Here is an 11,973-nt window from a genome sequence, read left to right as displayed (position 1 = left end):
CGTGAGGTATCAGCCTTGATACAGCATGGCAGCAGCGACATCGTCGCGCACCAGCTTGCCACACAATAACTCCACCAGAGTCAGTGCCAGGGGCAGGGCGGTTGCTGGCCCGCGGCTGGTAATCAGATTGCCATCCACGACCACGTCATCATCATGATTGATGCAGGCTCCTGCCTGGGTCAGCAGCGGATCAAAGCTGGGATAACCGGTCATAACCCGGCCTGCGGTAATACCGGCAGCACCCAATACCACCGCCGGTGCGGCACAAATCGCAGCGATCCACTTTCCGGCCCGGTTTTGTTGCTGCAAACGGTGTAACAACCCCAGCGACGTAGCCAGATTGGCAGCCCCCGGCATACCGCCCGGTATGGCAATCAGATCAAATGGGTGATCAATCGCCAGCTTGCCCAGTACGCAATCGGCTTCAATCACGGTGGCGCGAGCGCAACGTACGCTGCGTTCCGGGCCAGTCGACGCCAGTGTGACGGTGATTCCAGCTCGGCGCAGTACGTTTACCAGGGTAATGACTTCCAGTTCTTCGTTACCATTGGCAATAGCAATCAGGGCGTTCATGGCAGAGTCCTCATATTGAAATAGCAAGAGATACGATCAAGACAAACAAGTAACGGGCGCAGTGTGAGAGTTACGGGGGCAAATGTCATGGTTTGTCGGTGTTATCCGCTGGTTTTTTCTGACACGGGTTATTTTGCCACTTTGCGATAACGTCCCCGGTGCTTCTGCTTAGCATGGCTGTATTCACTGAATCACGAGGAATACATCATGAGCGAGACCTGTTGCGCATCCAAGGCATCTACCACGATACCAACCCCGGTTCATCCACTGGATCCCTTGACCCAGGACGAACTGGCACAGGCCGCGGCGATTCTGAAACAAACGCAGCAGCTTGGCGATAGCTGCCGGTTTCCGTATTTACAACTGGAAGAGCCGCCCAAAGCCGAAGTGCTGGCATTTGAAGCAGGAAAGGCCTTTTCCCGTCGTGTCTTTGCCACCGTGCTGGATAAAAGCAACGGTGCGATGTTTGAAGCCATGGTGGATCTGGTTGCAGAAACCGTCACCGACTGGCAGCAACTGGACCCTGAAGTGACCGGGCAAGCCCCGATCATGATCGAAGAATTCTTTACCTGTGTGGATATCGTCCAGAACGATGCTGACTGGCGCGCTGCGGTCAAACGTCGTGGCCTGACCGATGCCGATATTGAAAACATCCAGATTGATCCCTGGTCGTTCGGGTACTTTGGGGATGACCCCAAATACAAAGGCAAGCGCCTGATGCGTGGCGTGGCGTTTTATCGTGACCAGTTTACCGATAACGGCTATGCCCATCCGATTGAAGGTCTGGTAGCCATTATTGATTTGAACGAAGGCAAGGTTATCGAGCTGCTTGACGATGGCCGTGATACCCCGATTCCGAAAACCAAGCGTAACTACGACACACCATCGTTGGGGGAGCCTCGTAGCGATGTCAAACCGCTGCATATTGTGCAACCGGAAGGCGTGAGCTTTGAAGTGGATGGCTGGAAAGTTAACTGGCAAAACTGGGAATTCCGGGTCGGCTTTACGCCACGGGAAGGCCTGGTATTGCATCAATTGGGTTATAACGACAAGGGCGAAACCCGTCCCATCATCTACCGCGCCAGTGTCACGGACATGGCGGTACCTTATTCCGACACGGCGTTGAACCATTACTGGAAATGCGCCTTCGACGGCGGCGAGTATGGCCTGGGGCGACTGGCCAACCAGCTGGAGCTGGGCTGTGATTGCCTGGGTGCGATCCATTATTTTGATATTCCGGCGGTCGATGACAAGGGCGAACCCTTCACCATGAAGAACGCCGTATGTATGCATGAAGAAGATTACGGCACCTTGTGGAAGCATTACGAATTCCGTACCGATGTATTTGAAGTCCGCCGTTCACGTCGTCTGGTGATCAGCTTTTTCTGTACCGTTGGCAACTATGATTATGGTTTTTACTGGTATCTGTACCAGGATGGCACCATTGAAATGGAAACCAAACTGACCGGTATTATCCAGACGGCCGGTATGGTTCCTGGCACCAAACCGGCATGTGGTGGTGGCCTGGTGACTCCGGAAATTTATGGCCCTTCACACCAGCATTTCTTTAATGCCCGTTTGCATATGATGCTGGATGGGGAACAAAACTCGGTTCTGGAAACCAATTTCAGCGCCAAGCCTGCGGGGGAAGACAACCCTTGGGGGAATGCTTTCAATACCGATGTCACGACCTTGACCACCGAACAGCAAGCTGCCCGGGAAGCCAATGGCCAGAGCGGCCGCTTCTGGAAGGTGATCAACCCCAACAAAACCAATGCCGTGGGCAATCATCCTGGTTACAAACTGATGGCGGAGCATAACCCCGTCATGCTGGCCCAGGCCGACAGTTATATTGGTCAGCGTGCCGGTTTTGCCGCCAAACACGTATGGGTAACCCCTTACGAGCCATCGGAGCGTTACGGCACCGGCAACTACCCGAACCAGAACAAGGGGGATGGCTTGCCGGTGTATACCCAACAAGACCGGAATGTCGAAAATACCGATATTGTGTTGTGGCACACCTACGGCCATACCCATATCTGCAAGCCGGAAGATTTCCCGGTGATGCCGGTGGAATACGTTGGCTTCAAGCTCAAGCCCAACAATTTCTTCGACGCCAACCCGGCCATGGACCTGCCAGCCGGCAAGGATCATCGCAGTGTCGGCGTCGCCGATGACGACAGTGATGGTGGAGATGGTGGTGATTGCTGTGCCAGCTAGGACATGAGCATCGAAACGATCAATACATGATTGAGACGATGTCCTGACCGAAGGCCAGCCAACCGGGAAAGCGGCGGGTTGGCCTTTGCGCCAAATATGATGGAGAGCGCCATGTTTGCACTGAATAATCAGTTCTGGCTGGAGTGTGGGTTTATTTTGCTGGTTGTGGTCTGGATCGCCCGGCAATCCGGTGGCTGGAAGCAGCCCTTGTTCTGGTTCGCCGTGGCACTGTTTGTGGTGGCCATGAACCCTTGGCTGGACACCCTGGCACGTCATTCCATTTGGTTGCACAGCTGGCAAAGTGTGGTTGTCCACCATCTGGTTCCCATGCTTTGGCTGGCGGTTTTTGCCGAGGCTGGTCTCTCAGCCAAGCGTGCTGAGGAAGCGGACAGCAAAGGTGATTGCCAGCAGCATAAAGAGACATCACTGCCATTCTGGCTCGGATTGACTCTGGCGGGGCTGCTATCCTGGATCGGCATGTTGCCAGCCTGGCATCAACCCTTGATGGACAGTCCGGTGCTGTATGCCCTGGGAAAATGGGCCATGGCGCTGGGGGGGGTATGGCTGTGTCTGAATCCTCAACGCCTGCAACAGCATGCCTTGCCGGTTGCCCTGGTGATGTTGCTACCCTTGGTAGGGCTGGGTCTGGCGATGGTGTTTAACCCGTTGATGTATCGTATGACGACGGCAATCACGGCCTATCCCGAGGCTGCTCCGTTGCTGGCATGGCTACCCCTGGCACTGCCTGGCATTGTCGACCAATGGCTGGGAGGGGCCGTGTTACTGAGCGGCGCATTCAGTTATTGGTTAATGAGTCGGGTCGTGCATGGTCCTTTGTCAGATCCTTCGGGGTCTGGCTCAGAGCCGGTGAGCAGTGGAATCATGCCGCCGAAGACTACGGGCGTCCTGTGCGGGTAGCGCTGGGCGTTTCACCAAACAGACGTCGATATTCCTGCCCAAAATAGCCGCCATGGTAAAACCCGTAATTGGCGGCAACCGAACCAATCGGTAACTCACTGGATAATAATTCCCGCCGTGCCGCATTCAGTTTGACGGCGCGCAGATACTGCGCCGGAGAACAACCTGCCACCCGTTCAAAACTGTAATTCAGCGTCCGCCGAGGTACGTTCAGCGTCTTGCAGATATCCAGAATACTGTCGTCGGCACCTTGTTCCGAGAGTACATGCTGATGGCAGCTGCGCACCAGATAATGATGCTGGTTGCCCAAGGGGCGCATCGGCCGGTTATGGTCAGTTGACGGTATAAACAGATCCAGCGTCATACTGATCAGCTGGTGCTGGATGGTGTGCTCGAGTGCCGCCCGGCGCGTGGCCTTGCGTTCCTCCTGATGCGAGAGTTCGGCCTCGTCCGGAAAGACAACCGTGTGCTCGTCGTCTTCGGATTGCAGCGCCAGCAGCTGGTTCAGCAAAGAGATTGCCTGGCTTTGCAGTCTGGCCAGATGGCGCGTATTTACGGGTACTTCGTAACTGCGTTGGGCCGACAGCAGCTGGTTCATATCCTCTTCTGTCAATAACGCGGTCAGTTCCTGTTGATCCAGTGAAATCACGATGTAGTCGGTATTGGCCGGGCCAACAAAAAAGAACTCATTCTGATAGGGCAGCAGGGTGACGCCGTCACTGGCGATATTACGCGCCTGATCCGAGGTTTTGGCATTATGGAACGAGATCGGAATCAGGACACTGATCTTGCCTGTTGGAGTGTGGGTGTGCTGGGCCACCGACAGATTCATGGTTTCCCGGAACAGCCGGACCGATGGCAGTTCGACATCCTGCAAGCGGCCATGGAAATGCCCTGGCACTACCTGGTCGTATTGCTGCGGCCAGGAAGAAAGTGAATGGGCGAAGGAATTGACTTCGTTACAAACCGTGTTTTCGATACGAGGCTGAACACTTGTCATGCCGCAACTGCCAATAAAAGAGTATCTGCTTCAAACAGCAAGAGCCACGCCACAAATACCGGCTGGTCTTGATCACCTTGATGGCTGCCAGAGGTGACAGGAGAGCAAGAATAAGGTCGGAGTGGCTAGCATAATCCGGCCTTCTCATCATTTGATTGGGATGCGGCGAATTGTCACTGCTTGTCTGCCTGCAAAAGCAATGACAGTGGTTCGATTTTTAGTGTTGATACCCTTCGATGGCAGATGAAAGACAGTTCAGAGACTATTCAAAGACAGATATATGACTTTTCACTGGTTATTGTCGCTGCACTGTAATGTTACGGATACAGGATAATGCCCTGTCTGAGGGCGTGAGGGCCGCTGTCCGGTTTACAGCCCGCCAGTGTGGCGTTAGAGTACCCCGCCTGAATTTTGTGATCGCACGTGGCCTGTCGTAGGGGCCACCACTGACCAAGGAAATACTATGCCTGTTATTACCCTTCCCGATGGTTCTCAACGTACGTTCGAGCAACCGGTAACTCTGATGCAAGTGGCCGAAGATATTGGCCCGGGTCTGGCGAAGGCCACCGTTTGCGGCCGTATCAACGGCACGCTGGTGGATGCTTGTGAACTGATTACCGATGATGCGGATGTCACGCTGATTACCGGCCGGGATACGGAAGGTCTGGAAGTGATTCGTCACTCCTTTGCTCACCTGGTTGGCCATGCGGTCAAGCAACTGTACCCAACCGCCAAAATGGCGATTGGTCCAGTGATCGAGAACGGCTTCTATTACGACATCGATTATGAGCGTCCATTTACACCGGAAGACGTGGCAGCGATCGAAAAGCGTATCAAGGAGCTGGTCAAAAAAGACTATCCCGTGATCAAGGAAATGACACCTATCGAGCAGGCTCGGCAGGTGTTTGTTGAACGTGGCGAAGAGTACAAGGTTGAACTGGTTGATGGCCTGATTGAAAAAGGTGAAACCAGCGTCGGCCTCTACCACCACGAAGAATACATTGATATGTGTGTTGGCCCTCACGTGCCGAATACCCGAGTCATGCGCATCTTCAAGTTGCAGCGTGTGTCCGGTGCCTACTGGCGTGGCGATTCCAACAACAAGCAGTTGCAGCGTATTTACGGTACCGCCTGGAACGACAAGAAGGCGATGAAAGAATATCTCGTGCGCCTGGAAGAAGCGGAAAAACGGGATCACCGTAAACTGGCCAAACAACTGGACTTGTTCCACCTGCAGGAAGAAGCACCGGGTATGGTGTTCTGGCATCCGAATGGCTGGACCATTTATCAGGTGCTGGAACAGTACATGCGCAAAGTGCAGAACGATGCCGGTTATCTGGAAATTAAAACCCCGCAAGTTGTTGACCGCACGCTGTGGGAAAAATCCGGGCACTGGGAACACTACGCCGACGCGATGTTTACCACTGAATCGGAAAAACGCACTTACGCGGTCAAGCCGATGAACTGCCCGTGTCATATCCAGGTCTTTAACCAGGGGCTGAAAAGCTATCGTGACCTGCCGCTGCGTCTGGCCGAATTTGGTTCCTGTCACCGCAACGAACCATCCGGTGCCTTGCACGGCATTATGCGTGTACGTGGTTTTACCCAGGATGACGCCCATATCTTTGTTACCGAAAGCCAGATTCGCCAGGAAGCGGCCGACTTTATCCGTCTGACGCTGGATGTTTACAAAGATTTCGGCTTTGACGTGGTTGAGATGAAGCTGTCGACCCGACCTGAAGGCCGTATCGGTGATGATACATTGTGGGATCAGGCAGAATCGGCATTGGAAGATGCCTTGAATGATGCCGGCCTGGACTGGGAACTGCAGCCTGGCGAAGGAGCCTTCTACGGACCGAAAATCGAATTCTCATTGCGGGATTGTATTGGTCGGGTTTGGCAGTGTGGTACCGTCCAGCTCGACTTTATGCTGCCAGAACGACTGGGCGCGCAATATGTCGATGAAGACAACGAACGCAAAACACCAGTGATGTTGCACCGGGCGATTCTTGGCTCGTTTGAGCGCTTTGTTGGTATTCTGATCGAGCATTATGCCGGTGCCATGCCACCCTGGTTGGCTCCGCAGCAGGTTGCCGTTCTGAATATTACCGATAATCAGGGTGAATATTGCCAGAATTTGGCAAAAACACTCAAATCAAGAGGCTATCGGGCGAATGCGGACTTGAGAAACGAGAAGATCGGCTTTAAAATTCGTGAGCACACTTTGCACAAGGTACCCTATCTGCTTGTGGTAGGGGATAAAGAAGTTGAAGCAAACACCGTAGCTGTGCGCACTCGTAAGGGAGATGATCTAGGCGTAATGACTATTGACGCATTCCAAGCCCTCCTCGATAGTGCTATAGAACAGCGCGGACGGTTTGGAATGGAGAACTGAATATCAGACGCGACAATAGAAGAGGCAGCCGCAACGACGATCGGGCTGCTATTAACGATCAGATACGTGCAACCGAAGTCCGACTGATCGGCGCCGATGGCAATCAGGTCGGGGTAGTTAGCATCCAGGAAGCTCTGCAAATAGCGGAAGAATCCGAGCTGGATCTTGTTCAGATCTCAGACGGTGACCCGATTGTTTGTAAAGTCATGGACTTTGGCAAGAAGCTTTACGAAGAGAAAAAGCAGAAAGCCGAAGCCAAGAAAAAACAGCACCAGGTTCAGATCAAGGAAATGAAATTCCGCCCTGGTACTGAAGAAGGGGATTACCAGATCAAGCTGCGTAACCTCACTCGATTCCTGGAAGGCGGCGACAAGGCGAAAGTCTCCCTGCGTTTCCGTGGCCGAGAAATGGCCCACCAGAATATCGGTATGGAGCTGATGAGACGCATCGAAGCTGATCTTGCTGAGATGGGTGTTGTTGAGCAACATCCCAAAATGGAAGGTCGCCAGATGGTTATGGTGATCGCACCAGGTAAGAAGAAGTAGTCCGGTTCTGCAAACGACATCCAGAAACCCCTGCGTTAGCCGGGGTTTCTGTTTTTCTACCGACTACTGAACAGATCCCGTCCGTGCCCAAGGGCCAGAGCGGGTGTAACGGCAGGTGTAGTACAGGGTCTTAGTTTCTGTGCGCGCCATTACTATTGGAGTACCAAAATGCCTAAAATCAAAACTAAGCGCGCGGCAGCCAAGCGTTTTAAAAAGACTGCAAACGGCTTCAAACACCGTAATGCATTCCGCAGCCACATCCTGACCAAAAAGAGCACCAAGCGTAAGCGTCATCTGCGCGGCATGAATCAAGTCAATGCCTCAGATAAAAAGCTTGTTATCCGCATGTTGCCTAACCTTTAAGTCCAGGAGATAGAATATGGCTCGCGTAAAACGTGGTGTAGTCGCTCGTCGTCGTCACAAAAAAATTCTGAAACTGGCCAAAGGTTATTACGGTGCACGTTCACGTGTATTCCGTGTTGCCAAACAAGCCGTGATCAAAGCTGGTCAGTATGCTTACCGTGACCGTCGTCAAAGGAAGCGTCAGTTCCGTCAACTGTGGATTGCTCGTATCAATGCGGGTGCTCGTCAGAACGGACTGTCTTACAGCAAATTCATCAACGGCCTGAAAAAAGCCTCTGTTGAAATTGACCGTAAAGTACTGGCCGACCTGGCAGTAAACGAGAAAGCAGCATTTGCAGCTCTGGTTGAGAAAGCCAAAGTTAGCCTGTAATTTCTCTGGGTTGCCTTGCCTGATGGATATAATCCAGACAGCAAGGTAATGCCAAATTCAGCTTCTGGCGATAACTTCTGTTATGGTTGGAAGCAACGAAAATAGGGGAATAGCCAAGGCGATTCCCCTATTTTTTTGTCCAAATTCAAGACAACGATGGAATCAGCGATGGAAAACCTTGAGGCCCTGACTCAGCAAGCCCTGGCCGCTGTATCCGATGCGCAGGATGTGGCCGCGCTGGATCAGGTTCGAGTTCAGTTTCTGGGTAAAAAAGGGGAAATTACTTCCCTGATGAAAAACCTGGGCAAAGTGTCTGCGGAAGATCGCCCCAAAATCGGTGCGGTGATCAATGAAGCCAAAAGCCAGGTTCAGGACGCGATCAACAGCCGCAAGCAAGCGCTGGAATCCGCAGCCCTGGAAGCCCGGCTGGCGGCAGAAAAAATCGACGTTACCCTGCCAGGTCGAGCGCAGCAGGAAGGCAGTCTGCATCCTGTGACCCGCACCCTGGAGCGTATCGAAACCTTCTTCCGTAATGCCGGATACCAGGTTGAAGAAGGGCCAGAAATTGAAGACGATTTCCATAATTTTGAAGCCTTGAACATTCCATCGCATCATCCGGCCCGTGCGATGCACGATACCTTCTACTTTGATGCGAACACCCTGTTGCGGACTCATACTTCACCGGTACAGATTCGCACCATGGAAGCCCGTCAGCCACCGGTACGGATTATTTGCCCTGGCCGGGTATACCGTTGTGACTACGATCAGACCCACTCACCGATGTTCCACCAGGTGGAAGGGCTGCTGGTCGACAAGGGCGTCAGCTTTGCTGACCTGAAGGGTACGATCCAGCAGTTTTTGAGCGTGTTTTTCGAAAAAGAACTGGTAGTTCGCCTGCGGCCTTCCTATTTTCCGTTTACTGAGCCATCTGCCGAAATCGACATCGAATGGGTTATCGAAACACCGGAAGGCACCAAGCGTCGCTGGCTCGAAGTGGGGGGCTGCGGCATGGTTCACCCGAACGTGTTCAAACACGTAGGGATTGACCCGGATGAGTACACCGGTTTTGCCTTTGGCATGGGGGTAGAGCGTCTGGCGATGTTGCGTTATGGCGTCAACGACCTGCGCTTGTTCTTCGAGAACGATCTGCGCTTCCTGCAGCAATTCCGTTAATTCAGGCTCATCGAAAAAGGTAAACACATGAAATTCAGCGAACAGTGGTTGCGCGAATGGGTGCAGCCTGAAGCAGACACCCAGCAACTGGTTGATCAGATCACGATGGCGGGCCTGGAAGTGGATGGCACTGAAGCCGTCGCCGGTGATTTCTCTGGCGTTGTGGTTGGCCAGGTTGTCACACGAGAACAACACCCTGATGCCGACAAGCTCAGCTTGTGCCAGGTGACCGACGGCAACGAGACTTTCCAGATTGTCTGTGGTGCTCCCAATGTACGCGAAGGGTTAAAAATCCCGTTCGCCAAGATTGGTGCCGTTTTGCCCGGCAACTTCAAAATCAAGAAAGCCAAATTACGCGGCGTCGAATCGTTCGGCATGTTGTGTGCCGAAGCCGAACTGGGCCTGTCAGAAAGTTCTGATGGCCTGATGGAGCTGCCAGCATCGGCTCCTGTCGGTGAAGATTTCCGTGTCTACATGAATCTGGACGACGTCGTTATTGATGTGGACCTGACCCCCAACCGGGGTGATTGTCTGAGCATTGCCGGCCTGGCACGTGAAACCGGCCTGCTGTTCAAGGCCGCAGTGCAGGGACCAGCGATCGAGCCGGTTGCCGCCGTGATTGACGATGTACCTGTTATCGACGTGGTTGCGCCAGAAGCATGCCCTCGTTATGTGAGTCGCATCATCAAAGGGGTCGATGTCAAAGCCGAAACTCCATTGTGGATGGTCGAGAAATTACGTCGTAGCGGTGTCCGCTCAATCGATCCAGTGGTCGACATTACCAACTTTATTCTGTTGGAACTGGGCCAGCCCATGCACGCCTTTGACTACTCCCGTATCGACGGTGGTATCCGTGTCCGCATGGCCGAACAAGGCGAAAAACTGACCCTGCTCGACGGCCAGGAAATAGAACCCGGTTCCGATACCCTGATGATTGCCGACCATAACAAACCGCTGGCCATGGCCGGTGTGATGGGCGGTGAGCATTCCGGCGTCAGTAATACAACGGTTGACCTGTTACTGGAAGCGGCATTTTTTAATCCGATCATTATCGCCGGTAAAGCCCGTGCCCATGGATTACACACAGACTCTTCCCATCGCTTTGAGCGTGGGGTGGACTACGACCTGGCTGTACAAGCCATGGAACGTGCAACCCGGTTGATTCTGGATATCTGTGGCGGCCAGCCTGGCCCGGTCGTTGACATTGCAGCAGCAGAGCACCTGCCCAAAGCCGCTGAAATTCATCTGCGTAAAGCCCGTATCGAGCTGATTCTGGGCCTGACGTTTGAGGATGCAGAAGTAGAAGATATCCTTGCGCGCCTGGGCATGAGCGTGACACGCACTGATGACGGCTGGAAAGCCGTCGCCCCCAGCTACCGTTTTGATATGGCCATTGAACCTGACCTGATCGAAGAGCTGGCCCGGATCTACGGTTACAACCGCTTGCCTGTGCGTACACCGGAAGCCGCGATGCCTCTGGCTATCGTGCCAGAAAACCGCTACACCATCAGCGATGTTCGCCGCATGATGGTGGCACGGGGTTATCACGAAGCCATCACCTACAGCTTTGTTGATCCGGCGATGCAACAGGCGCTGGACCCTGATCTTGCCGGTCTGGCATTGTTGAACCCGATTTCTTCGGAAATGTCTGTCATGCGCACCAATCTGTGGGCCGGACTGGTACCGGCCGCAGGTTACAACCTCAAGCGCCAACAGCCACGAGTGCGTCTGTTTGAAACCGGCTTGCGGTTTGTGCCATCGGAAGATGGCCTGAAGCAGTTGCCAACACTGGCCATGCTGGCGACGGGCAATCGGTTGCAACAAAACTGGTCTGCCACAGAAACTCCCGTCGACTTCTTTGATGTCAAAGGGGACGTCGAAGCCCTGCTGACAAGAACCGGCAGTCTGGATGAATTCCGCTTTGTGGCCGACAAGCACTCAGCCTTGCATCCGGGACAAACCGCCCGAATCGACAAGCTGATTGATGGTGAGTGGACGGAACTGGGCTGGATGGGGGCATTACACCCGGAAACCCAGAAACAGGTGGATATCAAGCAAACCCTGTTTGTGGTTCAGCTGGATATGAGCCTGTTGCTGCAAACCACCATTCCGGCTTTTGAAGAGTTATCCAAGTACCCGGAAATGCGTCGGGACCTCGCCTTGGTGGTCGACAAGCATCTTGCCGTTGACGACGTACTGGAGCAGATTCGCAGCCAGGCCGGAGAGTACCTCGCCAAGCTTAATCTGTTTGATGTATACGAAGGTAAAGGCATTGATCCAGATAGAAAAAGCCTGGCTCTGGGCTTGACCTGGCAACATCCATCGCGCACTCTTACTGACCAAGAAGTGAACGATTCAGTGGATGCTGTTTTGTCACACTTGGAGCAAACACTTGGAGCAACGTTGCGGGGTTAGC

Annotated in this window: 10 protein-coding genes; 8 read left to right on the top strand and 2 right to left on the bottom strand. The window is 53.5% G+C overall.

Annotated elements, in window-relative coordinates; all coding sequences use genetic code 11:
- Positions 1-9: 9 nt before the first annotated feature.
- Positions 10-573, bottom strand: coding sequence for a DJ-1 family glyoxalase III (locus Q8W32_RS03875; RefSeq protein ID WP_305413786.1), 564 nt, complete (start codon positions 571-573; stop codon positions 10-12).
- Positions 574-780: 207 nt separating this feature from the next.
- On the opposite strand from Q8W32_RS03875, the gene Q8W32_RS03870 reads away from it, so the two are divergent.
- The gene (locus Q8W32_RS03870; protein WP_305413785.1) at positions 781-2,793 is read left to right on the top strand and encodes a primary-amine oxidase; all 2,013 of its coding nucleotides are present in this window, start codon (positions 781-783) and stop codon (positions 2,791-2,793) included.
- A gap of 111 nt (positions 2,794-2,904) precedes the next feature.
- Positions 2,905-3,711, top strand: a complete 807-nt coding sequence (locus Q8W32_RS03865) for a cytochrome c oxidase assembly protein (protein WP_305413783.1) — start codon at positions 2,905-2,907, stop codon at positions 3,709-3,711.
- Here Q8W32_RS03865 and Q8W32_RS03860 read toward each other — a convergent pair.
- Positions 3,689-4,711 carry a helix-turn-helix domain-containing protein gene (locus tag Q8W32_RS03860; protein ID WP_305413781.1) on the bottom strand — a complete coding sequence of 341 codons (1,023 nt, stop codon included), beginning with the start codon at positions 4,709-4,711 and terminating at the stop codon, positions 3,689-3,691. The two genes, Q8W32_RS03865 and Q8W32_RS03860, sit on opposite strands and share 23 nt — an antisense overlap.
- Positions 4,712-5,174: 463 nt before the next feature.
- On the opposite strand from Q8W32_RS03860, the gene thrS reads away from it, so the two are divergent.
- From thrS to pheT, 6 genes are all read left to right on the top strand, one after another.
- Positions 5,175-7,106 (top strand): threonine--tRNA ligase, encoded by a 1,932-nt coding sequence (gene thrS / locus Q8W32_RS03855; RefSeq protein ID WP_305413779.1) that lies wholly within the window; start codon positions 5,175-5,177, stop codon positions 7,104-7,106.
- A gap of 2 nt (positions 7,107-7,108) precedes the next feature.
- Positions 7,109-7,651: a translation initiation factor IF-3 gene (gene infC, locus Q8W32_RS03850; protein ID WP_303433845.1), complete on the top strand. Its 543-nt coding sequence runs from the start codon at positions 7,109-7,111 to the stop codon at positions 7,649-7,651.
- A 168-nt stretch (positions 7,652-7,819) separates the two neighbouring features.
- On the top strand, positions 7,820-8,014 hold the full coding sequence (rpmI, locus tag Q8W32_RS03845) for a 50S ribosomal protein L35 (protein WP_303433719.1): 195 nt from the start codon (positions 7,820-7,822) through the stop codon (positions 8,012-8,014).
- A gap of 16 nt (positions 8,015-8,030) precedes the next feature.
- Positions 8,031-8,384, top strand: coding sequence for a 50S ribosomal protein L20 (gene rplT / locus Q8W32_RS03840; protein WP_303433717.1), 354 nt, complete (start codon positions 8,031-8,033; stop codon positions 8,382-8,384).
- Positions 8,385-8,552: 168 nt separating this feature from the next.
- The gene (gene pheS / locus Q8W32_RS03835) at positions 8,553-9,557 is read left to right on the top strand and encodes a phenylalanine--tRNA ligase subunit alpha (RefSeq protein ID WP_303433715.1); all 1,005 of its coding nucleotides are present in this window, start codon (positions 8,553-8,555) and stop codon (positions 9,555-9,557) included.
- Between the two features lie 27 nt (positions 9,558-9,584).
- Positions 9,585-11,972: a phenylalanine--tRNA ligase subunit beta gene (gene pheT, locus Q8W32_RS03830; RefSeq protein WP_305413776.1), complete on the top strand. Its 2,388-nt coding sequence runs from the start codon at positions 9,585-9,587 to the stop codon at positions 11,970-11,972.
- Position 11,973: the final 1 nt, after the last annotated feature.

It is taken from the genome of Oceanobacter sp. 3_MG-2023 (genome assembly GCF_030688925.1).
Lineage (GTDB): Bacteria > Pseudomonadota > Gammaproteobacteria > Pseudomonadales > Oceanobacteraceae > Oceanobacter.
This window is presented reverse-complemented; position numbering and strand designations above follow the sequence as displayed.

What these genes read in the sequence shown, in the direction of transcription:
- Q8W32_RS03875 (WP_305413786.1), bottom strand. Translation starts at nt 573, where the DNA reads ATGAACGCCCTGATTGCTATTGCCAATGGTAACGAAGAACTGGAAGTC.
- Q8W32_RS03870 (WP_305413785.1), top strand. Translation starts at nt 781, where the DNA reads ATGAGCGAGACCTGTTGCGCATCCAAGGCATCTACCACGATACCAACC.
- Q8W32_RS03865 (WP_305413783.1), top strand. Translation starts at nt 2,905, where the DNA reads ATGTTTGCACTGAATAATCAGTTCTGGCTGGAGTGTGGGTTTATTTTG.
- Q8W32_RS03860 (WP_305413781.1), bottom strand. Translation starts at nt 4,711, where the DNA reads ATGACAAGTGTTCAGCCTCGTATCGAAAACACGGTTTGTAACGAAGTC.
- thrS (WP_305413779.1), top strand. Translation starts at nt 5,175, where the DNA reads ATGCCTGTTATTACCCTTCCCGATGGTTCTCAACGTACGTTCGAGCAA.
- rpmI (WP_303433719.1), top strand. Translation starts at nt 7,820, where the DNA reads ATGCCTAAAATCAAAACTAAGCGCGCGGCAGCCAAGCGTTTTAAAAAG.
- rplT (WP_303433717.1), top strand. Translation starts at nt 8,031, where the DNA reads ATGGCTCGCGTAAAACGTGGTGTAGTCGCTCGTCGTCGTCACAAAAAA.
- pheS (WP_303433715.1), top strand. Translation starts at nt 8,553, where the DNA reads ATGGAAAACCTTGAGGCCCTGACTCAGCAAGCCCTGGCCGCTGTATCC.
- pheT (WP_305413776.1), top strand. Translation starts at nt 9,585, where the DNA reads ATGAAATTCAGCGAACAGTGGTTGCGCGAATGGGTGCAGCCTGAAGCA.